Source organism: Klebsiella sp. P1927, assembly GCF_018204675.1.
GTDB classification, from domain to species: domain Bacteria; phylum Pseudomonadota; class Gammaproteobacteria; order Enterobacterales; family Enterobacteriaceae; genus Klebsiella; species Klebsiella pneumoniae.
This window is the reverse complement of record NZ_CP073377.1, coordinates 4967928-4990737: the sequence shown is the minus strand read 5'-3', so window position 1 is coordinate 4990737 and position 22810 is coordinate 4967928. Positions and strand designations below refer to the sequence as shown.

Genomic DNA, 22810 nt, shown 5'->3' with positions numbered 1-22810 from the left:
CGGAACAACGGCAAGCAAGCCGCCGGGTCAGCAGGATTTTAGCGGTGAAGTTCAGCGCTAAAAACTGACAGAGAAAAGCAAAATAAGGGCTTGACTCTGAATGAGGAAAACGTATTATACGGGACCTCGCAACGGTGAGCTGAAAGCCGCGTTGCAACTGCTCTTTAACAATTTATCAGACAATCTGTGTGGGCACTCAAAGTGACATGGATTCTTAACGTCCTCGGACGAAAAATGAATACCAAGTCTCAAGAGTGAACACGTAATTCATTACGAAGTTTAATTCTTTGAGCATCAAACTTAAATTGAAGAGTTTGATCATGGCTCAGATTGAACGCTGGCGGCAGGCCTAACACATGCAAGTCGAGCGGTAGCACAGAGAGCTTGCTCTCGGGTGACGAGCGGCGGACGGGTGAGTAATGTCTGGGAAACTGCCTGATGGAGGGGGATAACTACTGGAAACGGTAGCTAATACCGCATAATGTCGCAAGACCAAAGTGGGGGACCTTCGGGCCTCATGCCATCAGATGTGCCCAGATGGGATTAGCTAGTAGGTGGGGTAACGGCTCACCTAGGCGACGATCCCTAGCTGGTCTGAGAGGATGACCAGCCACACTGGAACTGAGACACGGTCCAGACTCCTACGGGAGGCAGCAGTGGGGAATATTGCACAATGGGCGCAAGCCTGATGCAGCCATGCCGCGTGTGTGAAGAAGGCCTTCGGGTTGTAAAGCACTTTCAGCGGGGAGGAAGGCGTTAAGGTTAATAACCTTGGCGATTGACGTTACCCGCAGAAGAAGCACCGGCTAACTCCGTGCCAGCAGCCGCGGTAATACGGAGGGTGCAAGCGTTAATCGGAATTACTGGGCGTAAAGCGCACGCAGGCGGTCTGTCAAGTCGGATGTGAAATCCCCGGGCTCAACCTGGGAACTGCATTCGAAACTGGCAGGCTAGAGTCTTGTAGAGGGGGGTAGAATTCCAGGTGTAGCGGTGAAATGCGTAGAGATCTGGAGGAATACCGGTGGCGAAGGCGGCCCCCTGGACAAAGACTGACGCTCAGGTGCGAAAGCGTGGGGAGCAAACAGGATTAGATACCCTGGTAGTCCACGCCGTAAACGATGTCGATTTGGAGGTTGTGCCCTTGAGGCGTGGCTTCCGGAGCTAACGCGTTAAATCGACCGCCTGGGGAGTACGGCCGCAAGGTTAAAACTCAAATGAATTGACGGGGGCCCGCACAAGCGGTGGAGCATGTGGTTTAATTCGATGCAACGCGAAGAACCTTACCTGGTCTTGACATCCACAGAACTTTCCAGAGATGGATTGGTGCCTTCGGGAACTGTGAGACAGGTGCTGCATGGCTGTCGTCAGCTCGTGTTGTGAAATGTTGGGTTAAGTCCCGCAACGAGCGCAACCCTTATCCTTTGTTGCCAGCGGTTCGGCCGGGAACTCAAAGGAGACTGCCAGTGATAAACTGGAGGAAGGTGGGGATGACGTCAAGTCATCATGGCCCTTACGACCAGGGCTACACACGTGCTACAATGGCATATACAAAGAGAAGCGACCTCGCGAGAGCAAGCGGACCTCATAAAGTATGTCGTAGTCCGGATTGGAGTCTGCAACTCGACTCCATGAAGTCGGAATCGCTAGTAATCGTAGATCAGAATGCTACGGTGAATACGTTCCCGGGCCTTGTACACACCGCCCGTCACACCATGGGAGTGGGTTGCAAAAGAAGTAGGTAGCTTAACCTTCGGGAGGGCGCTTACCACTTTGTGATTCATGACTGGGGTGAAGTCGTAACAAGGTAACCGTAGGGGAACCTGCGGTTGGATCACCTCCTTACCTTAAAGAACCTGCCTTTGCAGTGCTCACACAGATTGTCTGATGAAAAACAGCAGTAAAAACCTCTACAGGCTTGTAGCTCAGGTGGTTAGAGCGCACCCCTGATAAGGGTGAGGTCGGTGGTTCAAGTCCACTCAGGCCTACCAAATTTGCGAAGCAAATTTGAAGAGGTTGCAAACGATGGGGCTATAGCTCAGCTGGGAGAGCGCCTGCTTTGCACGCAGGAGGTCTGCGGTTCGATCCCGCATAGCTCCACCATCTTTACTGCGAACACAAGAAAACTTCAGAGTGAACCTGAAAAGGTGCACTGCGAAGTTTTGCTCTTTAAAAATCTGGATCAAGCTGAAAATTGAAACGACACACAGTTAATGTGTGTTCGAGTCTCTCAAATTTTCGCAATCAGAAGTGAAACATCTTCGGGTTGTGAGGTTAAGCGACTAAGCGTACACGGTGGATGCCCTGGCAGTCAGAGGCGATGAAGGACGTGCTAATCTGCGAAAAGCGTCGGTAAGGTGATATGAACCGTTACAGCCGGCGATGTCCGAATGGGGAAACCCAGTGCAATTCGTTGCACTATCGTTAACTGAATACATAGGTTAACGAGGCGAACCGGGGGAACTGAAACATCTAAGTACCCCGAGGAAAAGAAATCAACCGAGATTCCCCCAGTAGCGGCGAGCGAACGGGGAGCAGCCCAGAGTCTGAATCAGCTTGTGTGTTAGTGGAACGGTCTGGAAAGTCCGACGGTACAGGGTGATAGTCCCGTACACCAAAATGCACAGGTTGTGAACTCGAAGAGTAGGGCGGGACACGTGGTATCCTGTCTGAATATGGGGGGACCATCCTCCAAGGCTAAATACTCCTGACTGACCGATAGTGAACCAGTACCGTGAGGGAAAGGCGAAAAGAACCCCGGCGAGGGGAGTGAAAAAGAACCTGAAACCGTGTACGTACAAGCAGTGGGAGCACCTTCGGGTGTGACTGCGTACCTTTTGTATAATGGGTCAGCGACTTATATTCTGTAGCAAGGTTAACCGTATAGGGGAGCCGCAGGGAAACCGAGTCTTAACTGGGCGTTAAGTTGCAGGGTATAGACCCGAAACCCGGTGATCTAGCCATGGGCAGGTTGAAGGTTGGGTAACACTAACTGGAGGACCGAACCGACTAATGTTGAAAAATTAGCGGATGACTTGTGGCTGGGGGTGAAAGGCCAATCAAACCGGGAGATAGCTGGTTCTCCCCGAAAGCTATTTAGGTAGCGCCTCGTGAACTCATCTTCGGGGGTAGAGCACTGTTTCGGCTAGGGGGTCATCCCGACTTACCAACCCGATGCAAACTACGAATACCGAAGAATGTTATCACGGGAGACACACGGCGGGTGCTAACGTCCGTCGTGAAGAGGGAAACAACCCAGACCGCCAGCTAAGGTCCCAAAGTCATGGTTAAGTGGGAAACGATGTGGGAAGGCACAGACAGCCAGGATGTTGGCTTAGAAGCAGCCATCATTTAAAGAAAGCGTAATAGCTCACTGGTCGAGTCGGCCTGCGCGGAAGATGTAACGGGGCTAAACCATGCACCGAAGCTGCGGCAGCGACACTATGTGTTGTTGGGTAGGGGAGCGTTCTGTAAGCCTGCGAAGGTGTGCTGTGAGGCATGCTGGAGGTATCAGAAGTGCGAATGCTGACATAAGTAACGATAAAGCGGGTGAAAAGCCCGCTCGCCGGAAGACCAAGGGTTCCTGTCCAACGTTAATCGGGGCAGGGTGAGTCGACCCCTAAGGCGAGGCCGAAAGGCGTAGTCGATGGGAAACAGGTTAATATTCCTGTACTTGGTGTTACTGCGAAGGGGGGACGGAGAAGGCTATGTTAGCCGGGCGACGGTTGTCCCGGTTTAAGCATGTAGGCTGGTTATCCAGGCAAATCCGGATAACCAAGGCTGAGGTGTGATGACGAGGCACTACGGTGCTGAAGTAACAAATGCCCTGCTTCCAGGAAAAGCCTCTAAGCATCAGGTAACATCAAATCGTACCCCAAACCGACACAGGTGGTCAGGTAGAGAATACCAAGGCGCTTGAGAGAACTCGGGTGAAGGAACTAGGCAAAATGGTGCCGTAACTTCGGGAGAAGGCACGCTGGTGTGTAGGTGAAGTCCCTGCGGATGGAGCTGAGACCAGTCGAAGATACCAGCTGGCTGCAACTGTTTATTAAAAACACAGCACTGTGCAAACACGAAAGTGGACGTATACGGTGTGACGCCTGCCCGGTGCCGGAAGGTTAATTGATGGGGTTATCCGTAAGGAGAAGCTCTTGATCGAAGCCCCGGTAAACGGCGGCCGTAACTATAACGGTCCTAAGGTAGCGAAATTCCTTGTCGGGTAAGTTCCGACCTGCACGAATGGCGTAATGATGGCCAGGCTGTCTCCACCCGAGACTCAGTGAAATTGAACTCGCTGTGAAGATGCAGTGTACCCGCGGCAAGACGGAAAGACCCCGTGAACCTTTACTATAGCTTGACACTGAACATTGAGCCTTGATGTGTAGGATAGGTGGGAGGCTTTGAAGCGTGGACGCCAGTCTGCGTGGAGCCAACCTTGAAATACCACCCTTTAATGTTTGATGTTCTAACGTTGGCCCCTGACCGGGGTTGCGGACAGTGTCTGGTGGGTAGTTTGACTGGGGCGGTCTCCTCCCAAAGCGTAACGGAGGAGCACGAAGGTTAGCTAATCCTGGTCGGACATCAGGAGGTTAGTGCAATGGCATAAGCTAGCTTGACTGCGAGCGTGACGGCGCGAGCAGGTGCGAAAGCAGGTCATAGTGATCCGGTGGTTCTGAATGGAAGGGCCATCGCTCAACGGATAAAAGGTACTCCGGGGATAACAGGCTGATACCGCCCAAGAGTTCATATCGACGGCGGTGTTTGGCACCTCGATGTCGGCTCATCACATCCTGGGGCTGAAGTAGGTCCCAAGGGTATGGCTGTTCGCCATTTAAAGTGGTACGCGAGCTGGGTTTAGAACGTCGTGAGACAGTTCGGTCCCTATCTGCCGTGGGCGCTGGAGAATTGAGGGGGGCTGCTCCTAGTACGAGAGGACCGGAGTGGACGCATCACTGGTGTTCGGGTTGTCATGCCAATGGCACTGCCCGGTAGCTAAATGCGGAAGAGATAAGTGCTGAAAGCATCTAAGCACGAAACTTGCCCCGAGATGAGTTCTCCCTGAGACTATAAGTCTCCTGAAGGAACGTTGAAGACGACGACGTTGATAGGCCGGGTGTGTAAGCGCAGCGATGCGTTGAGCTAACCGGTACTAATGAACCGTGAGGCTTAACCTTACAACGCCGAAGATGTTTTGGCGGATTTGAGAGAATTTTCAGCTCTGATACAGATTAATCGATACGTCGGTGAGACGTGTTGATAAAACAGAATTTGCCTGGCGGCACTAGCGCGGTGGTCCCACCTGACCCCATGCCGAACTCAGAAGTGAAACGCCGTAGCGCCGATGGTAGTGTGGGGTCTCCCCATGTGAGAGTAGGGAACTGCCAGGCATCAAATTGCAGTAAGCCGGGGTGACAACTGGTGGTAATAAAGCGAAGAAATTCGGTGGAGCGGTAGTTCAGTCGGTTAGAATACCTGCCTGTCACGCAGGGGGTCGCGGGTTCGAGTCCCGTCCGTTCCGCCACTTATTTAACATTAAGCCTGCTCAAATAGCAGGCTTAGTGGTAAGAAAATTTTAGGGGCGTAGTTCAATTGGTAGAGCACCGGTCTCCAAAACCGGGTGTTGGGAGTTCGAGTCTCTCCGCCCCTGCCATTTATAAGAATCCTTTGCTCAGGCAAAGGATTTTTTTTTATCTCTAATCTCCATTGGCAATATCCCCGACGAAAATACCTTGCTGATCTCCGTCCATGGAGAGTAGCGTTTATTCCAGAATAGGGTTTTTCAGGATCTCATGGATCTGCGCCTGCTTATCGCTATTTTGTAACCAGATCGCATAAAGTGGACGGGATAACGTAGCGCTGTCCATGACCGTATGTAACCCATGCTTCTCTTTCGCCCAGCGAGCAGGTAGCCAACAGCAGCCGTTCAGGCGCGATAATTGCTGATAGATCAGTTCAGCTGAAGAGGTAGTGAGCAGCGGAACATCATCGCTTCCTATCAGTCCCACTTCGTTTTGCTGAAAATCAGGCCCCCATTCAAGGCGCAAGTAATTCAATTCATTTCTGTTTTTTGCAGGCGATGCGCAATACAGGGCAAGAGTAAAATTACCCAACAGCTGGCTGCTTAATTCATCCATCTTCGGCGATTCGGTGGTGATCAGCAGATCCAACTGGCGTTCGTGAAGCTGTTTAACCAACGACTGCCGCTGCGCGATACGGGCTTCAAACTGGAGATTGTAAGGTGCGCTGTAGAGGGTACCGAGCCAGCTGTTAAGCATACATTCCCACAGGGAGGCGCTGGCCCCAATGGAGAATTCATTGTGTCGCGAAGAGTGTGCCACCTCCTTGCGCGCAGCCTGCCAGGTATTCATGAGCGTTTCGGCATAGGGGAGGAGCTTTTCGCCGGCAGTCGTCAGGCGGATGTTATTACGATGACGGGTGAACAGATTCACACCAAGTTGATTTTCCAGCTGACGAATACGAAAGCTGACTGCTGACTGTGTCAGGTAAAGCGCCTCTGCTGCTCGCCCAAAGTGACGAGTTCTACTCACTTCCAGGAAAGTCTTGAGCAATTCCGTATCCACACCGTTCTCCACAAAATTATTTGTCGTGATGATTTAAATGTTTTGTTTGACGCTCTGTCAAGCGTAACTAATACTCCGCGCCATAAATAGCTCGGCCAAAGAATCAGGAGCGTGTAGGATGGCGGAAAGCTTTACGACGACTAATCGTTTTTTCGACAATAAAAATTATCCACGCGGGTTCTCCCGTCACGGTGATTTCACCATCAAAGAGGCGCAACTGCTGGAACGTCATGGTTATGCCTTTAACGAACTGGAACTGGGTAAGCGCGAACCTGTTACCGAAGATGAAAAACAATTTGTCTCGGTGTGCCGTGGTGAACGTGAGCCGGTGACGGAAGCAGAACGCGTATGGATTAAGTATATGGCGCGTATCAAGCGGCCGAAGCGTTTCCATACTCTGTCCGGCGGCAAACCGCAGATGGAAGGCGCTGACGATTACACCGAAAGCGATGACTAAGAAAAAAGGGCGTAAGCCCTTTTTTTACGCCATCATTTTCTGCAGATGGTTGAGCATCCGATCTATTGCCCGATAGCTGAGCGCCTCCTGCAAATGACAGCGTTCAATCTCTTCAACCTCTGCCAGATCGGCAATGGTTCTCGCAACCTTTAACAGACGCTGCCAGGCGCGAATAGAAAGCCCCAGCTGCGTTAGCGTCTGTTCCAGCCAGACAGCATCCTCCCGCCTTAAGCGACAGCAGTTCTTCATTTCACGATTCTCAAGATGGGCATTGAGTTTATTTTGCCTGAGCATTTGTCGTTCACGCGCCGCCAGCACCCGCTGCCGGACCGTTGCGCTCGATTCTTCGCCCTGCGAGCCCTGACTCAGTATTCCTGGCGGCGGCAATGGGATCTCTAAGGAAAGATCGAAGCGGTCGAGGAAGGGGCCTGACAGGCGTCCAAGGTAGCGCAATGTCTGCTCCGGCGATGCACGATTATGTTTACCCTGATAATGTCCTGTCGGGCTTGGATTCATCGCTGCAATAAGCTGAAAGCGCGCCGGATAGTCAATTTTGGCGCGCGAGCGTGATATGTGGATCTTGCCTGACTCAATAGGTTCGCGTAGCGCATCCAGTACCCGCCGCTCAAACTCCGGCAGTTCATCAAGAAACAGCACGCCATTATGGGCCAGGGAAATCTCACCGGGGACCGGTATCGAGCCGCCGCCCACCATCGCTGCCAGCGAGGCGCTATGGTGGGGGGCGCGGAACGGCCTCTGACGCCACCGCGTCTTTGCGGTGTGGAGGTTGACCAGACTCTGTATGGCCGCGCTCTCCAGCGCTTCCTGATTGCTTAATGGCGGCAGGAGACCGGGGAGTCGGCTGGCTAGCATGGTTTTCCCGGTCCCGGGCGGGCCTATCAGGAGCAGGTTGTGACCACCGGCGGCCACAATCTCCAGCGCTCGTTTGCCCTGCTGCTGGCCGATAACATCGAGCAGATCTTCGTAGCGTTCATCCCGAGCAGGCGCCTCGGCGAGAGGCGGCGAAAGCGATGTCTGCCCCGCAAGAAATGCGCAAACCTCTTGCAGATGGTCGGCGACCAGACAATCGCTGCCGCCGATCAGGCCGACCTCCGCCGCATTGTCAGAGGAGACGACAATGCGCCGGCCGGCTTTGATGGCCTCCATTGCGCTGGGGATCGCCCCTGGAACGCCTCGTAACCCACCTGTAAGGGCGAGTTCGCCCACAAACTCATATTGATTCAGTCGCGTCGTGTTGAGCTGCTCTGAGGCAACGAGAAGCGCGAGAGCGATGGGCAGATCGTATCGTCCGCCTTCTTTGGGCAGATCCGCTGGCGCCAGGTTAATGGTTATCTTCTTCGCAGGAAAAGCGTAGCCGCTGTTGATCAGGGCGCTGCGGACTCGGTCGCGGGCCTCTTTCACGGTGGTTTCCGGCAGCCCGACCATAGTTAGACCAGGAAGACCGTTGCTGAGATGAACCTCAACGGTAATCAATGGCGCTTCGATACCGAGCGCCGCGCGAGTATAGACGATAGCGAGCGACATAAAACCTCCTGGACAGAGAAGAATTATGGTTGGCATGACGTAAAGCGAGAATGGAAAAAGTGCGAATTTAGAACTGCGTATCCATACTTTTCGCGGCACATCGTTACATTTAGCCGAAAATGGACGTTTGATCGCAAAACAGAGCTATGTTGGCAAAGAGGGCGCCGAAGAGCGCGGCAGGGGTGAGAAAACTGAATTTTTTTCATTTTTGATTTTTTTCATATAAAACAATTATTTTTATTGAAACCGTTAGGCTGATCAGCAACGAAGATATAAAAAAATCTTGTGCTTTATGTGATGTCTGTGGTAACTCTTTAGGTATTCCTTCGAACAAGAAGCCAGAAAGTATAGAAAATGACAGCCCTTCTACGAGTGATTAGCCTGGTCGTGATTAGCGTGGTGGTGATTATTATCCCACCGTGCGGGGCTGCACTTGGACGAGGAAAGGCTTAGAAATCAAGCCTTAACGAACTAAGACCCCCGCACCGAAAGGTCCGGGGGTTTTTTTATAACTGAAATAACCTAAGCGAGGAGCAGATGATGACTTTTAGCATAAAATTCTGTTTCTCCCGATTTATGACGGGGAACTAACTATGAATGGCGCGCAGTGGGTGGTACATGCTTTGCGGACACAGGGAGTCGACACAGTTTTTGGCTATCCGGGTGGCGCAATTATGCCGGTTTACGATGCACTGTATGACGGCGGCGTGGAGCACCTGCTGTGCCGGCATGAGCAAGGGGCAGCCATGGCGGCCATTGGTTATGCGCGAGCAACCGGTAAAACCGGGGTGTGTATCGCGACGTCCGGCCCGGGCGCGACCAATCTGATCACCGGCCTGGCGGACGCCCTGCTTGACTCTATTCCCATCGTAGCTATCACCGGCCAGGTGGCCGCACCCTTCATCGGCACGGATGCGTTCCAGGAAGTAGATGTTCTCGGTTTGTCACTGGCCTGTACTAAGCACAGTTTCCTTGTGCAGTCTCTGGACGAACTGCCGCGGGTTATTGCCGAGGCTTTCCAGGTGGCAAACTCAGGCCGTCCAGGTCCGGTGCTGGTTGATATCCCTAAGGATATTCAGATGGCGCAGGGCGACCTCGATCCCCATTTCTCTACCGTCGCCGATGAGATGGCATTTCCGCAGGCGGAAGTGGCGCAGGCTCTGCAGATGCTGGCCCAATCGCAGCAACCGATGCTGTATGTTGGCGGCGGGGTCGGCATGGCGCAGGCGGTACCGGCTTTGCGCGAATTCCTGGCGGTGACCAGGATGCCGGCAACCTGCACCCTGAAAGGGCTGGGCGTGGTGGATGCTGATTATCCCTATTATCTCGGCATGCTGGGAATGCACGGCACTAAGGCGGCCAACCTGGCGGTACAGGAGTGCGATCTGCTGATCGCCGTCGGCGCGCGCTTTGACGATCGCGTAACCGGTAAGCTCAATACCTTCGCACCGCATGCCAAAGTGATCCACATGGACATCGATCCGGCGGAGCTGAACAAGCTGCGTCAGGCGCATATCGGTCTGACAGGCGATCTGAACTGCCTGCTGCCGGCGCTGCAGCAGCCGTTAGCTATCGATGGCTGGCGCGAGCGGAGTGCCGCACTGCGTGCCGAGCATGCCTGGCGTTACGATCATCCCGGTGAGGCAATCTACGCGCCGCTGCTGCTGAAGCAGCTTTCCGACCGCAAGCCGGCGGACAGCGTGGTGACCACCGACGTTGGCCAGCACCAGATGTGGTCGGCTCAGCATATGACCTATACCCGCCCGGAAAACTTTATCACCTCCAGTGGCTTAGGCACCATGGGCTTTGGCCTGCCGGCCGCCGTTGGCGCCCAGGTGGCGCGCCCTAACGATACGGTGATCTGTATCTCCGGTGACGGCTCCTTCATGATGAATGTACAGGAGCTGGGCACCGTTAAACGCAAGCAGTTACCGCTGAAGATCGTGTTACTCGACAACCAGCGGTTAGGGATGGTTCGACAATGGCAGCAGCTGTTTTTCCAGGAACGTTATAGCGAAACCACTCTGACTGATAACCCTGATTTCCTCACGCTGGCCAGCGCCTTCGGTATTCCTGGCCAACACATCACCCGTAAAGACCAGGTTGAAGCGGCACTCGACACCATGCTTTCGAGCCAGGGGCCATACCTGCTTCATGTCTCAATCGACGAACTTGAGAATGTCTGGCCGTTGGTGCCGCCCGGCGCCAGTAACTCTGAAATGCTGGAGAAATTATCATGATGCAACATCAGGTCGCTTTACAGGCACGTTTCAACCCGGAAACCTTAGAGCGCGTGCTGCGCGTTGTCCGCCACCGGGGTTTCCACATCTGCGCAATGAACATGGAAACCGCGCCGGACGCACAGAACATAAATATCGAATTGACCGTTGCCAGCCCGCGGCCCGTCGAATTACTGTTTAGTCAATTAAGCAAACTGGTCGACGTTGCCTGCGTCGAGATCCAGCAACCCACATCACAACAAATCCGCGCCTGAGCGCAAAGGAAGAAAAATGACGACGAAAAAAGCTGATTACATTTGGTTCAATGGCGAGATGGTTCCGTGGGGCGAAGCGAAAGTTCATGTGATGTCCCATGCGCTGCACTACGGTACCTCGGTATTCGAGGGGATCCGTTGCTACGACTCGCACAAAGGCCCGGTGGTGTTCCGTCATCGCGAACATATGCAGCGTCTGCATGATTCAGCCAAAATTTATCGTTTCCCGGTCTCCCAGAGCGTCGACGAACTGATGGAAGCCTGCCGCGAAGTCATTCGAACCAATAATCTGACCAGCGCTTATATCCGTCCGCTGGTGTTTGTTGGCGATGTCGGCATGGGGGTAAACCCGCCTCCGGGTTACAACACTGACGTGATCATCGCGGCGTTCCCATGGGGAGCCTACCTCGGCGCAGAAGCGCTTGAGCAGGGGATCGATGCAATGGTCTCTTCCTGGAACCGCGCGGCGCCGAACACTATCCCGACGGCAGCGAAAGCCGGTGGTAATTATCTTTCCTCGCTGCTGGTTGGCAGTGAAGCGCGTCGCCATGGCTATCAGGAAGGTATCGCCCTCGATGTTAACGGCTATATCTCCGAAGGCGCAGGGGAAAACCTGTTTGAAGTGAAGGACGGTGTACTGTTCACCCCGCCGTTTACCTCTTCCGCGCTGCCGGGCATTACCCGCGACGCCATTATCAAGCTGGCGAAAGATCTTGGTATCGAAGTCCGCGAGCAGGTGTTGTCCCGTGAATCCCTGTATCTGGCGGATGAAGTCTTCATGTCCGGCACTGCGGCGGAAATCACCCCGGTACGCAGCGTGGACGGCATCCAGGTCGGCGCAGGCCGTCGCGGTCCGGTAACCAAACGCATTCAGGAAGCCTTCTTTGGCCTCTTCACCGGTGAAACAGAAGATAAATGGGGCTGGTTGGATCCGGTAAGTAAGTAATTAAAAATGGGACGGCACGCACCGTCCCATTTAATAAACACAGATGGGAGTAAAAAGAGCATGCCTAAGTACCGTTCCGCCACCACCACACATGGCCGCAATATGGCGGGCGCCCGCGCGTTGTGGCGCGCAACCGGAATGACCGATGCCGATTTCGGCAAACCGATTATCGCCGTCGTTAACTCCTTTACCCAGTTTGTCCCCGGGCACGTGCACCTGCGCGATCTCGGCAAACTGGTTGCCGAGCAGATTGAAGCCGCCGGTGGCGTGGCCAAAGAATTCAACACCATCGCAGTGGATGATGGGATCGCTATGGGCCACGGGGGTATGCTCTATTCACTGCCATCCCGCGAGCTGATCGCCGACTCGGTGGAGTATATGGTTAACGCCCACTGCGCTGATGCCATGGTTTGTATCTCCAACTGCGACAAAATCACCCCGGGGATGCTGATGGCCTCCCTGCGTTTGAATATTCCGGTGATCTTTGTTTCCGGCGGCCCGATGGAAGCCGGGAAGACCAAGCTGTCAGATAAAATCATCAAGCTTGACCTGGTGGATGCGATGATTCAGGGGGCGGATCCGAAAGTGTCCGACGAGCAGAGTAATCAGGTGGAACGCTCCGCCTGCCCGACCTGCGGCTCCTGTTCCGGGATGTTCACGGCGAACTCCATGAACTGCCTGACCGAAGCGCTGGGCCTGTCACAACCGGGCAACGGCTCTCTGCTGGCGACCCACGCCGATCGTAAGGAGCTGTTCCTAAACGCCGGGAAACGTATCGTGGAGCTGACCAAACGCTATTACGAGCAGGATGACGCTTCCGCGCTGCCGCGCAATATCGCCAGCAAGGCGGCCTTTGAGAACGCTATGACGCTGGATATCGCCATGGGCGGCTCCACCAATACCGTTCTGCACCTGCTGGCGGCGGCGCAGGAAGCTGAAATCGACTTCACCATGAGCGATATCGATAAGCTCTCCCGCAAAGTGCCGCAGCTGTGTAAGGTGGCGCCGAGCACGCAGAAATACCATATGGAAGATGTGCATCGCGCCGGCGGCGTGCTGGGCATTCTGGGCGAGCTGGACCGCGCCGGGCTGCTGAATCGCGAGGTCAAAAACGTCCTTGGCCTGACGCTGCCGCAGACCCTGGAACAGTACGATGTGATGGTGACCCAGGACGACGCGGTGAAAAAAATGTTCCGCGCCGGCCCGGCGGGCATTCGTACCACCCAGGCGTTCTCGCAAGACTGCCGCTGGGATACCCTGGATGACGATCGCGCCGAAGGCTGTATCCGTTCTCTGGAACACGCTTACAGCAAGGACGGCGGCCTGGCGGTGCTGTACGGCAATTTCGCGGAAAACGGTTGTATCGTGAAAACCGCCGGCGTGGACGACAGCATCCTGAAATTTACCGGTCCGGCGAAAGTATATGAGAGCCAGGACGATGCAGTTGAGGCTATCCTCGGCGGTAAAGTCGTGGAAGGCGACGTCGTGGTGATCCGCTACGAAGGGCCGAAAGGCGGGCCGGGGATGCAGGAAATGCTTTACCCCACCAGCTTCCTGAAGTCGATGGGGCTGGGCAAAGCGTGCGCGCTGATCACCGATGGCCGTTTCTCCGGCGGCACCTCAGGGCTCTCTATCGGCCACGTCTCTCCGGAAGCGGCGAGCGGCGGCAACATTGCGCTCATTGAAGATGGCGACATGATCGCGATTGATATTCCGAACCGCAGCATCCAGCTGCAGCTGAGCGATGCGGAAATTGCGGCGCGTCGTGAAGCCCAGGAAGCGCGTGGCGACCAGGCGTGGACGCCGAAGAATCGCCAGCGTCAGGTCTCCTTTGCTCTTCGCGCCTACGCCAGCCTGGCGACCAGCGCCGACAAAGGCGCGGTACGCGATAAATCCAAGCTGGGTGGCTAATCATGGCGGATTCACAACCCTTGTCCGGCGCCCCTGAGGGCGCCGAGTACCTGAGAGCAGTGCTGCGCGCGCCGGTTTATGAAGCGGTGCAGAAAACGCCGCTGCAAAAAATGGATAAGCTCTCGTCGCGGCTGGATAACGTTATTCTGGTGAAGCGTGAAGATCGCCAGCCGGTACACAGCTTTAAGCTGCGTGGCGCTTACGCGATGATGTCCAGCCTGACTGCCGAACAGAAATCCCACGGGGTGATCACCGCTTCGGCGGGCAACCATGCCCAGGGCGTGGCGTTTTCCGCATCGCGGCTGGGCGTTAAGGCGCTGATCGTGATGCCGGTAGCGACCGCCGATATCAAAGTCGATGCCGTTCGCGGCTTTGGCGGCGAAGTGCTGCTGCACGGCGCCAACTTTGACGAAGCGAAGGCGAGAGCGATTGAGCTGGCGCAACAGCAGGGTTTTACCTGGGTGCCGCCGTTCGATCACCCAATGGTCATCGCCGGACAGGGAACCCTGGCGCTGGAGCTGCTGCAGCAGGATGCCCATATTGACCGCGTATTCGTCCCGGTGGGCGGCGGCGGTCTGGCAGCGGGCGTGGCGGTGCTGATCAAGCAACTGATGCCGCAGATCAAAGTGATCGCGGTGGAGGCGGAAGATTCTGCTTGCCTGAAGGCGGCGCTGGACGCAGGCCATCCGGTGGATCTGCCGCGCGTCGGCTTGTTTGCCGAAGGCGTGGCGGTCAAACGCATCGGCGATGAAACGTTCCGTTTATGCCAGGAGTATCTGGACGATATCATCACCGTCGATAGCGATGCTATCTGCGCGGCGATGAAGGATCTGTTCGAAGATGTGCGGGCGGTGGCGGAGCCTTCCGGCGCGCTGGCGCTGGCGGGGATGAAAAAGTATATCGCCCAGCATAACATCCGCGGCGAGCGTCTGGCTCATATTCTGTCCGGGGCCAACGTCAACTTCCATGGCCTGCGCTACGTGTCCGAGCGCTGCGAGCTCGGGGAACAGCGGGAAGCGCTGCTGGCGGTGACGATCCCGGAAGAGAAAGGTAGCTTTTTGAAGTTTTGCCAGCTACTGGGGGGCCGCTCAGTGACGGAGTTCAACTACCGCTTTGCCGATGCCAAAGACGCCTGTATTTTTGTCGGGGTACGCCTGAGTCGTGGCCTGGAAGAGCGGAAAGAGATCCTCCAGTTACTGAACGACGGCGGCTACAGCGTGGTGGATCTCTCTGATGATGAGATGGCTAAGCTGCATGTGCGCTATATGGTCGGCGGCCGGCCGTCAAAAGCGCTGCAGGAGCGGCTGTTCAGCTTCGAGTTTCCGGAATCGCCGGGGGCGCTGCTGAAATTCCTGCATACCCTTGGCACCCACTGGAATATTTCACTGTTCCACTACCGCAGCCACGGCACTGACTATGGTCGGGTACTGGCGGCCTTCGAGTTGGGCGAGCACGAGCCGGACTTTGAAACTCGTCTCAATGAGCTGGGCTATGAGTGCCACGACGAAACGCATAACCCGGCATTCCGCTTTTTCCTCGCGGGTTAGTGGTTGGGAAGAATTTTCCAGAAAGCATCAATAAGCGGCTCATGCAGCCGCTTTTTTTGTGCGCAAACGCCCAGCTCAAACGGCGTTTGCTCATCGCTGCGCTCCAGGATCATCACCCTGTTGCGTACCGGTTCCGGACTGTTCTCCAGCACCACTTCCGGCAGCAGCGCCACGCCGCATCCCAGGGCGACCATCGACACCATCGCTTCGTGCCCGCCGACGGTGGCGTAGATCGACGGATTGCTGATTTTATGCCGCCGAAACCACAGCTCGATGCGCCGACGTACCGGCCCCTGGTCGGCCATGATAAAGGGCACTGTCGACCAGTCGGGGCGCTCGACGGTCACCTGGTTGCGCACCGGGCAGGGAAGGGCCGGGGCAATTAACACCACGGCGAGGTTCTCCAGCATCGAAAACGCCACCGACCCTGGCAGAGTCTCCGGCTTACCGGCAATCGCCAGGTCGGCTTCGCCGGTGACGACCTTCTCCATAGCGTCGGCGGCGTCGCCGGTCGAGAGCTTGATCTCCACCGAGGGGTGCGCGGCGCGAAAGCGGTCGAGAATCGGCGGCAGATGGCTATAGGCGGCGGTGACAGAGCAGAAGATGTGCAGCTCGCCGGAGAGCGAAGGGCCCTGCTGATCGATGACGTGACGAAGCTGCTGATACTGCAATAAAGTCTGTTGGGCAAAGGTACGTAACTCTTCCCCGGCTTCGGTAAGGGTCACCGTGCGATTATCTCGCACGAACAGCGGCTGGCCGAGGTCCTCTTCCAGACGCTGGATCTGGCGCGAAAGCGTCGACGGGCTGACGTGCATGGCCCGCGCGCTGCGGCCAAAATGGCGGCTTTCCGCCAGATGCAGAAAGGTTTTCAGATCGCGTAAATCCACGGCGCGTACTCCCCGGTTTTGTATTTCATAAAATGCAACGTGACGTTGTGAATATATCAATTTCCGCAATAAAATTCCTGTCATATAGTAAGTTCATTCTCGCAAAAGCGAACCGAACAATAAGCACGACACAACATCACGGAGTTACAGACATGGCTAACTACTTTAATACACTGAACCTGCGCCAGCAGCTGGCACAGCTGGGCAAATGCCGCTTTATGGCGCGCGACGAATTCGCCGATGGCGCAAGCTACCTTCAGGGTAAAAAAGTGGTCATCGTCGGCTGCGGCGCACAGGGCCTGAACCAGGGTCTGAACATGCGTGACTCCGGCCTGGATATCTCCTATGCGCTGCGTAAAGAAGCGATCGCTGAGAAGCGCGCCTCCTGGCGTAAAGCGACTGAAAACGGCTTCAAAGTCGGCACTTATGAAGAGCTGATCCCGCAGGCCGACCTGGTGGTTAACCTGACGCCGGACAAACAGCACTCAGACGTTGTGCGCTCCGTACAGCCGCTGATGAAAGACGGCGCAGCGCTGGGTTACTCCCACGGCTTCAACATCGTGGAAGTGGGCGAGCAGATCCGTAAAGACATCACCGTGGTGATGGTGGCGCCGAAGTGCCCGGGCACCGAAGTGCGTGAAGAGTACAAACGCGGTTTCGGCGTACCGACGCTTATCGCGGTACACCCGGAAAACGACCCGAAAGGCGAAGGCATGGCGATTGCCAAAGCATGGGCTGCGGCGACAGGCGGCCACCGCGCGGGCGTGCTGGAGTCTTCCTTCGTGGCGGAAGTGAAATCTGACCTGATGGGCGAGCAAACCATCCTTTGCGGCATGCTGCAGGCGGGTTCTCTGCTGTGCTTCGACAAGCTGGTGGCGGAAGGTACCGATCCGGCGTATGCAGAAAAACTGATTCAGTTCGGCTGGGAAACCATCACCGAAGCGCTGAAGCAGGGCGGCATCACCCTGATGATGGATCGCCTCTCCAACCCGGCGAAACTGCGCGCTTATGCGCTGTCCGAGCAGCTGAAAGAGATCATGGCGCCGCTGTTCCAGAAACACATGGACGACATCATCTCCGGCGAATTCTCCTCCGGTATGATGGCGGACTGGGCGAATGATGATAAGAAACTGCTGACCTGGCGTGAAGAGACCGGCAAAACCGCCTTCGAAACCGCGCCGCAATATGAAGGCAAAATCGGCGAGCAGGAGTACTTCGATAAAGGCGTTCTGATGATCGCGATGGTGAAAGCGGGCGTTGAGCTGGCCTTCGAAACCATGGTGGCCTCCGGCATCATCGAAGAGTCTGCTTACTACGAATCACTGCATGAGCTGCCGCTTATCGCCAACACCATCGCCCGTAAGCGTCTGTATGAGATGAACGTGGTTATTTCCGATACCGCTGAATATGGTAACTACCTGTTCTCTTACGCTTGCGTACCGCTGCTGAAAGAGTTCATGACCACCCTGCAGACCGGCGACCTGGGCACAGCGATTGCCGAAGGCGCGGTAGATAACGCGCAGCTGCGCGATGTGAACGAAGCGATTCGCAGCCACGCTATCGAGCAGGTTGGTAAGAAACTGCGCGGTTATATGACCGATATGAAGCGTATCGCGGTAGCCGGCTAATTCCTCGTCGTCTTTCGACTTGCCGATGCGTTGGCTACGGTACGTACACCCCAGTCACATAGTAATCTTTGTTCCTGGGGATGTACTTCCTTGCCGCCTTCCGGCAAGCCGAAATCCATAGAGGCATGGATTTGTTTAGTAGGCCTGATAAGCGAAGCGCCATCAGGCAAAAACCCGGAGATTAAGATCCCCGGGTTTTTTTATTATTTCCGGTACAGCACTTTGATGATGTGGTAGCCGAACTGGGTATGCAGCGGGCCGGTTGGCTCCAGTTCAGGGCAGGAGAAGACCACTTTATCGAAGGCTGGTACCATCTGGCCCTGGCGGAACTCACCCAGATCGCCGCCGCGTTTGCCTGACGGACAAATGGAGTGTTTCTTTGCCAGCTTGCCGAAATCGGCGCCGTTTTTGAGCTGCTCGAGCAGATCGAGCGCCAGTTTCTCTTCTTTTACCAGGATATGCAGTGCTGCCGCGGTTTTAGCCATGATTGCGCCTTGAGTGAGTTGGGATAAATCAGGGCGCCATAGTATCACGCGCTAGCGGCGATACAGCACCTTGATGATGTGGTAGCCGAATTTGGTTTTCACCGGGCCATAGGGTTTGAGCAGCGGACAGCTGAAGACGGCTTGATCAAACGGACCGACCATCGCGCCTTGCTGAAACTCGCCTAAGTCGCCGCCGTTGCGGCCAGACGGACATTTAGAATAGCGTTTCGCCAGATGATCGAAGCTGACGCCCCGCTCCAGTTTGGCGAGGATCTCCAGCGCCAGTTTCTCTTCTTTGACCAGGATATGCAGGGCCGCTGCGCTTTTTGCCATGACATCATTCTCAGGATGGTTTGTGTGGCTGACACTTTACCATCAGTCAGTAAATCTCGGCTCCGCTTTCTGCTACAATCCCCACCCCGTTCGAAGATTGAGCAAGACTCCCATGCGTTTAAACCCTGGCCAACAACAAGCCGTCGAATTCGTCACCGGACCGTGCCTGGTGCTGGCGGGCGCCGGTTCCGGTAAGACCCGCGTTATTACGAATAAAATCGCCCACCTGATCCGCGGCTGCGGCTATCAGGCGCGCCATATCGCGGCCGTGACCTTTACCAACAAAGCCGCGCGCGAGATGAAAGAGCGCGTTGGGCAAACGCTGGGGCGCAAAGAGGCGCGTGGCCTGATGATTTCCACCTTCCACACTTTGGGGCTGGATATCATTAAGCGCGAATACGCTGCGCTGGGTATGAAGTCTAACTTTTCCTTATTCGACGATACCGACCAGGTGGCGCTGCTTAAGGAACTGACCGAAGGATTGATCGAAGATGACAAAGTGGTGCTTCAGCAGCTGATCTCGACGATCTCCAACTGGAAAAACGATCTAAAAACCCCGGCGCAGGCCGCCGCTGGCGCGAAAGGCGAACGGGATCGTATTTTCGCCCACTGCTATGGGCTATACGACGCGCACATGAAGGCCTGCAATGTCCTCGATTTTGACGATCTGATCCTGCTGCCAACGCTGCTGCTGCAGCGCAACGAGGAGGTGCGCGAGCGCTGGCAAAATAAGATCCGCTACCTGCTGGTGGATGAGTATCAGGATACCAATACCAGCCAGTATGAGCTGGTGAAACTGCTGGTGGGTCAGCGGGCGCGCTTTACCGTGGTGGGCGATGACGACCAGTCGATCTACTCCTGGCGCGGCGCGCGGCCGCAGAACCTGGTGCTGCTCAGCCAGGACTTCCCGGCGCTGCGGGTGATCAAGCTTGAGCAGAACTACCGCTCATCCGGGCGTATTCTGAAAGCCGCCAACATTTTGATCGCTAATAACCCTCACGTCTTTGAAAAGCGGCTGTTCTCCGAACTGGGATATGGCGCAGAGCTGAAAGTGCTCTCCGCCAACAATGAAGATCATGAAGCGGAGCGCGTGGCCGGGGAGCTGATCGCCCACCACTTCATTAATAAAACCAATTACAAAGACTACGCGATCCTTTATCGCGGCAATCACCAGTCGCGGGTCTTTGAAAAGATGCTGATGCAGAACCGCATCCCGTACAAAATCTCCGGCGGCACGTCGTTCTTTTCGCGTCCGGAAATTAAAGATCTGCTGGCCTATCTGCGCGTGCTGACCAACCCGGACGACGACAGCGCCTTCCTGCGTATCGTCAACACGCCGAAGCGCGAGATCGGCCCGGCGACGCTGCAAAAGCTCGGTGAGTGGGCGATGGGCCGCAACAAAGGATTGTTCACCGCCAGCTTTGATATGGGTCTCAGCCAGACGCTGACCGGGCGCGGCTATGAATCCCTTACCCGCTTCACCCACTGGCTACGCGAGATCCAGCAGCTGGCCGAACGCGAGCCGGTCAACGCCGTGCGCGATTTGATTCGCGGGATCGACTACGAATCCTGGCTGTATGAAACCTCGCCCAGCCCGAAAGCCGCGGAAATGCGCATGAAAAACGTCAACCAGCTGTTTACCTGGATGACCGAGATGCTGGAAGGCAGCGAAATCGATGAGCCGATGACCCTGACCCAGGTGGTCACCCGCTTTACCCTGCGCGACATGATGGAGCGCGGCGAATCGGATGAAGAGCTGGATCAGGTGCAGCTGATGACTCTCCATGCGTCAAAGGGGCTGGAGTTCCCCTACGTCTATCTGGTGGGAATGGAAGAGGGATTGCTGCCGCACCAAAGCAGCATTGATGAAGATAACGTCGATGAAGAGCGACGGTTAGCCTACGTTGGCATCACCCGTGCGCAGAAAGAGCTGACCTTTACGCTCTGTAAGGAGCGCCGGCAATATGGCGAGCTGGTGCGTCCTGAACCGAGTCGTTTTCTGCTGGAGCTACCTCAGGACGACCTTATCTGGGAGCAGGCACGCAAAACCATTACGCCTGAAGAGCGGATGCAAAAAGGCCAGGCCAACGTAGCTAATATTCGGGCGATGCTGGCAAAGGCGAAAAAAGCTTAGCGTCTCAGGCGATAAACTGCTGCCAGGCGGCGGAGAAGGGCATCACCAGTATTAGCGAGGGCAGCATATTGGCGGTAGGGAAGGCACGGATCCCGCACAGACGGAAACCGGTCGCCAGCATAATGATGCCGCCGCAGGCGGTGAAGTCGGCGATCATCGACGGATTGATTAACGCCATGATAAAGGTTGCCGCGAAAAACAGGATAACGAAAACAATCAGCTGGGGAATAAAGATCACGGTGATGATATACCCCAGCGTGGAGGCGAAAATCGCGGCAGTAAAAAAGTCGAGGATCGACTTGGTCAGCAGAATGGTCGGGTCGCCGGTCATCCCTTCGGTTAAGGCGCCGAAGATGCCGGTACCGCTGGCGCAGAACAGGATCAGCACGGCGATAAACTGATTCATAAAATCTTCCGCACCGACGCTGGCGCTGGACTGCGCCGGAAAGATACGTTCAATGGGGCTGCGCAGCGTTGTTCCGGCTCGTTCAATCCATTTTTCAATATTCAACAGGCCGCCGATAATCGTGCCGACAATAATAGCCAGGGCAATCGGCGGCAGGTTATGCAATTTATTGACAAAGAATATGCCCATACTGATTGAGATCAGTCCGGCGATCAACGGTAAGGTTTTTTTGAAATGTTCCGGAATAAAACGATTCAGTGAAGCGCCCGCCAGCGCACCAACGAGAAGCGAGCCGCTACAGACAAATATACCTATAGCCATAATTTATTTTCCCTAATAAAAATCAGGGCCTGAATATACAGGCCCTGAAATATTTAAATTAATTATTTAATGTTAAATACGCGGCTGGCATTACCCCAGGCGATTTTCTCTTTCAGGCCTGCTTCAAGTTCTAAAGGATCAAACCAGTCGCAGGCCTGATGAATATCTTCATACGGATAATCGACAGAGAACATCACGCGATCGGCGCCCATGACTTCAATAGCATTATTCAGTGAATGGGTATTGAAATGGCCGCTGGTGGTAACGATGAAGTTATTCTGCAGGTAGTGCATTAACGGTTTTTCCGCTTTACCCAAACCGCAGCCGAAACGCTGACGATAGAGACGATGTTGAGTGCGCGGCAGCATATGTACCAGCCCTTCGCCGAGGTGACCCAGCACCAGATTGAGGTTAGGATAACGATCGAACAGACCGCTCATCATCAGACGAATAGCATGCACTGCCGTTTCCTGAGCGAAGCCCCAGGCAGAGCCGATCAGGCTTTCGTAACCGGTATAGATGCCACGCGCCGGGCCTTCCAGCGGTTCACGAGGATGCAGATAGACAGGCACGTTCAGCTCGTTGACCTTATCCCAGAATACCAGCATGGATTCGTCATCAAGATACAGGCCATGCTCGCTATCTTTAACGTTGGTGTAGCCGTTGATCAGCGCACCTTTCATGCCTAACTTTTTCACGGCGCGCTCCAGCTCTTCCGCCGCGGCTTCCGGGTTCTGCAATGCCAGGGTGGCGAAGGCGCTGAATTTGTCCGGATTTGGCTTAACATAATTCTCAACGATAAAATCGTTGGTATCGCGGGCAAAAGAGACGGCTTTGGCTTTATCTAAAATAGACTGGGCGCCAGGTGAAGTCAGAGAAAGAATTACATGATCAATATGACGCTGCGCCATTTCTTCCAGCTGAATGCTGCGATCCAGCAGGCGGCGTTCAACATCTTTCATATATTCTGTGCCGTTACGACCTGCTTCACCAGATGAATCCCACAGACGGTTATTTTCAGGAGTGGATACGTGTTCTTCTAAAGCAATTTTTCCGCGCATGATATTTTCCTTGCGATATGAGTCAGTGTGGCTTGATGCGAGGAGAATAAAAGCTTTCACGTATTACCAGCAATAAA

17 protein-coding genes, 4 tRNA genes and 3 rRNA genes are annotated in these 22810 nt (G+C 55.1%); 17 read left to right on the top strand and 7 right to left on the bottom strand.

What is annotated here, in order from left to right:
- The first annotated feature begins 302 nt into the window (after positions 1-302).
- The 7 genes from KB892_RS24870 to KB892_RS24840 all read left to right on the top strand — a co-directional run bounded on the left by KB892_RS24870 (position 303) and on the right by KB892_RS24840 (position 5647).
- Positions 303-1842 (top strand): 16S ribosomal RNA (locus KB892_RS24870).
- Between the two features lie 69 nt (positions 1843-1911).
- Positions 1912-1988, top strand: a tRNA-Ile gene (locus KB892_RS24865).
- 36 nt (positions 1989-2024) lie between these two features.
- Positions 2025-2100 (top strand) — tRNA-Ala (locus KB892_RS24860).
- Between the two features lie 169 nt (positions 2101-2269).
- Positions 2270-5171 (top strand): 23S ribosomal RNA (locus KB892_RS24855).
- Positions 5172-5268: 97 nt separating this feature from the next.
- Positions 5269-5384 (top strand): 5S ribosomal RNA (gene rrf, locus KB892_RS24850).
- Together the 16S, 23S and 5S rRNA genes with 4 tRNA genes alongside form the textbook arrangement of a ribosomal RNA operon.
- A 57-nt stretch (positions 5385-5441) precedes the next feature.
- Positions 5442-5518, top strand: a tRNA-Asp gene (locus tag KB892_RS24845).
- A gap of 53 nt (positions 5519-5571) precedes the next feature.
- Positions 5572-5647: transfer RNA gene (locus tag KB892_RS24840), tRNA-Trp, on the top strand.
- 109 nt (positions 5648-5756) lie between these two features.
- Here the strand turns inward: KB892_RS24840 and hdfR are convergent.
- On the bottom strand, positions 5757-6578 hold the full coding sequence (gene hdfR / locus KB892_RS24835) for an HTH-type transcriptional regulator HdfR (RefSeq protein WP_002883081.1): 822 nt from the start codon (positions 6576-6578) through the stop codon (positions 5757-5759).
- Positions 6579-6696: 118 nt separating this feature from the next.
- Here hdfR and KB892_RS24830 point away from each other — a divergent pair, with 118 nt between their 5' ends.
- Positions 6697-7035: a MaoP family protein gene (locus tag KB892_RS24830; protein ID WP_004146520.1), complete on the top strand. Its 339-nt coding sequence runs from the start codon at positions 6697-6699 to the stop codon at positions 7033-7035.
- 24 nt (positions 7036-7059) lie between these two features.
- On the opposite strand, the gene KB892_RS24825 is transcribed toward KB892_RS24830, so the two are convergent.
- The gene (locus tag KB892_RS24825) at positions 7060-8580 is read right to left on the bottom strand and encodes a YifB family Mg chelatase-like AAA ATPase (RefSeq protein ID WP_002883134.1); all 1521 of its coding nucleotides are present in this window, start codon (positions 8578-8580) and stop codon (positions 7060-7062) included.
- Positions 8581-8934: 354 nt separating this feature from the next.
- On the opposite strand from KB892_RS24825, the gene ilvL reads away from it, so the two are divergent.
- The 7 genes from ilvL (at position 8935) to ilvA (ending at position 15478) form a co-directional block, all read left to right on the top strand.
- Positions 8935-9033: an ilv operon leader peptide gene (gene ilvL / locus KB892_RS24820; protein WP_001311244.1), complete on the top strand. Its 99-nt coding sequence runs from the start codon at positions 8935-8937 to the stop codon at positions 9031-9033.
- An 84-nt stretch (positions 9034-9117) separates the two neighbouring features.
- On the top strand, positions 9118-9171 hold the full coding sequence (ilvX, locus tag KB892_RS31710) for a peptide IlvX (RefSeq protein WP_201281575.1): 54 nt from the start codon (positions 9118-9120) through the stop codon (positions 9169-9171).
- A 2-nt stretch (positions 9172-9173) separates the two neighbouring features.
- Positions 9174-10820 (top strand): acetolactate synthase 2 catalytic subunit, encoded by a 1647-nt coding sequence (gene ilvG, locus KB892_RS24810; protein WP_002883142.1) that lies wholly within the window; start codon positions 9174-9176, stop codon positions 10818-10820.
- Positions 10817-11074, top strand: coding sequence for an acetolactate synthase 2 small subunit (gene ilvM, locus KB892_RS24805; RefSeq protein WP_002883170.1), 258 nt, complete (start codon positions 10817-10819; stop codon positions 11072-11074). Before ilvG ends, ilvM begins: the two co-directional genes overlap by 4 nt.
- Positions 11075-11090: 16 nt before the next feature.
- The gene (ilvE, locus tag KB892_RS24800) at positions 11091-12020 is read left to right on the top strand and encodes a branched-chain-amino-acid transaminase (RefSeq protein WP_002883171.1); all 930 of its coding nucleotides are present in this window, start codon (positions 11091-11093) and stop codon (positions 12018-12020) included.
- Positions 12021-12080: 60 nt separating this feature from the next.
- Positions 12081-13931 (top strand): dihydroxy-acid dehydratase, encoded by a 1851-nt coding sequence (gene ilvD / locus KB892_RS24795; protein WP_002883173.1) that lies wholly within the window; start codon positions 12081-12083, stop codon positions 13929-13931.
- Positions 13932-13933: 2 nt separating this feature from the next.
- Positions 13934-15478, top strand: a complete 1545-nt coding sequence (gene ilvA / locus KB892_RS24790) for a threonine ammonia-lyase, biosynthetic (protein WP_002883174.1) — start codon at positions 13934-13936, stop codon at positions 15476-15478.
- Here ilvA and ilvY read toward each other — a convergent pair.
- Positions 15475-16365 (bottom strand): HTH-type transcriptional activator IlvY, encoded by an 891-nt coding sequence (ilvY, locus tag KB892_RS24785; protein ID WP_002883176.1) that lies wholly within the window; start codon positions 16363-16365, stop codon positions 15475-15477. The genes ilvA and ilvY overlap by 4 nt on opposite strands.
- A 152-nt stretch (positions 16366-16517) precedes the next feature.
- Between ilvY and ilvC the strand changes: the two genes are divergently transcribed.
- Positions 16518-17993 (top strand): ketol-acid reductoisomerase, encoded by a 1476-nt coding sequence (gene ilvC / locus KB892_RS24780; protein WP_002883178.1) that lies wholly within the window; start codon positions 16518-16520, stop codon positions 17991-17993.
- A gap of 203 nt (positions 17994-18196) precedes the next feature.
- Here the strand turns inward: ilvC and ppiC (KB892_RS24775) are convergent, their stop codons facing one another.
- Together ppiC (KB892_RS24775) and ppiC (KB892_RS24770) are read right to left on the bottom strand one after the other, a co-directional pair.
- The gene (gene ppiC / locus KB892_RS24775) at positions 18197-18478 is read right to left on the bottom strand and encodes a peptidylprolyl isomerase PpiC (protein WP_002883180.1); all 282 of its coding nucleotides are present in this window, start codon (positions 18476-18478) and stop codon (positions 18197-18199) included.
- 51 nt (positions 18479-18529) lie between these two features.
- Positions 18530-18811 (bottom strand): peptidylprolyl isomerase PpiC, encoded by a 282-nt coding sequence (gene ppiC / locus KB892_RS24770; RefSeq protein WP_002883181.1) that lies wholly within the window; start codon positions 18809-18811, stop codon positions 18530-18532.
- A 112-nt stretch (positions 18812-18923) separates the two neighbouring features.
- Here ppiC (KB892_RS24770) and rep point away from each other — a divergent pair, with 112 nt between their 5' ends.
- Positions 18924-20945, top strand: coding sequence for a DNA helicase Rep (gene rep / locus KB892_RS24765; protein ID WP_004152491.1), 2022 nt, complete (start codon positions 18924-18926; stop codon positions 20943-20945).
- A gap of 4 nt (positions 20946-20949) precedes the next feature.
- Here the strand turns inward: rep and KB892_RS24760 are convergent, their stop codons facing one another.
- Together KB892_RS24760 and KB892_RS24755 are read right to left on the bottom strand one after the other, a co-directional pair.
- On the bottom strand, positions 20950-21672 hold the full coding sequence (locus KB892_RS24760; protein ID WP_002883185.1) for a DUF554 domain-containing protein: 723 nt from the start codon (positions 21670-21672) through the stop codon (positions 20950-20952).
- Positions 21673-21734: 62 nt separating this feature from the next.
- Positions 21735-22733, bottom strand: a complete 999-nt coding sequence (locus KB892_RS24755; RefSeq protein WP_004181642.1) for an amidohydrolase family protein — start codon at positions 22731-22733, stop codon at positions 21735-21737.
- Positions 22734-22810: the final 77 nt, after the last annotated feature.

Excerpts from the sequence above, each read along its gene's own strand:
- KB892_RS24760 (WP_002883185.1), bottom strand. The coding sequence starts at position 21,672 with ATGGCTATAGGTATATTTGTCTGTAGCGGCTCGCTTCTCGTTGGTGCG.
- ilvG (WP_002883142.1), top strand. The coding sequence starts at position 9,174 with ATGAATGGCGCGCAGTGGGTGGTACATGCTTTGCGGACACAGGGAGTC.
- ilvD (WP_002883173.1), top strand. The coding sequence starts at position 12,081 with ATGCCTAAGTACCGTTCCGCCACCACCACACATGGCCGCAATATGGCG.
- KB892_RS24830 (WP_004146520.1), top strand. The coding sequence starts at position 6,697 with ATGGCGGAAAGCTTTACGACGACTAATCGTTTTTTCGACAATAAAAAT.
- ilvM (WP_002883170.1), top strand. The coding sequence starts at position 10,817 with ATGATGCAACATCAGGTCGCTTTACAGGCACGTTTCAACCCGGAAACC.
- ilvA (WP_002883174.1), top strand. The coding sequence starts at position 13,934 with ATGGCGGATTCACAACCCTTGTCCGGCGCCCCTGAGGGCGCCGAGTAC.
- ilvC (WP_002883178.1), top strand. The coding sequence starts at position 16,518 with ATGGCTAACTACTTTAATACACTGAACCTGCGCCAGCAGCTGGCACAG.
- ilvL (WP_001311244.1), top strand. The coding sequence starts at position 8,935 with ATGACAGCCCTTCTACGAGTGATTAGCCTGGTCGTGATTAGCGTGGTG.
- rep (WP_004152491.1), top strand. The coding sequence starts at position 18,924 with ATGCGTTTAAACCCTGGCCAACAACAAGCCGTCGAATTCGTCACCGGA.
- ppiC (WP_002883180.1), bottom strand. The coding sequence starts at position 18,478 with ATGGCTAAAACCGCGGCAGCACTGCATATCCTGGTAAAAGAAGAGAAA.
- ppiC (WP_002883181.1), bottom strand. The coding sequence starts at position 18,811 with ATGGCAAAAAGCGCAGCGGCCCTGCATATCCTGGTCAAAGAAGAGAAA.
- KB892_RS24825 (WP_002883134.1), bottom strand. The coding sequence starts at position 8,580 with ATGTCGCTCGCTATCGTCTATACTCGCGCGGCGCTCGGTATCGAAGCG.
- ilvE (WP_002883171.1), top strand. The coding sequence starts at position 11,091 with ATGACGACGAAAAAAGCTGATTACATTTGGTTCAATGGCGAGATGGTT.
- KB892_RS24755 (WP_004181642.1), bottom strand. The coding sequence starts at position 22,733 with ATGCGCGGAAAAATTGCTTTAGAAGAACACGTATCCACTCCTGAAAAT.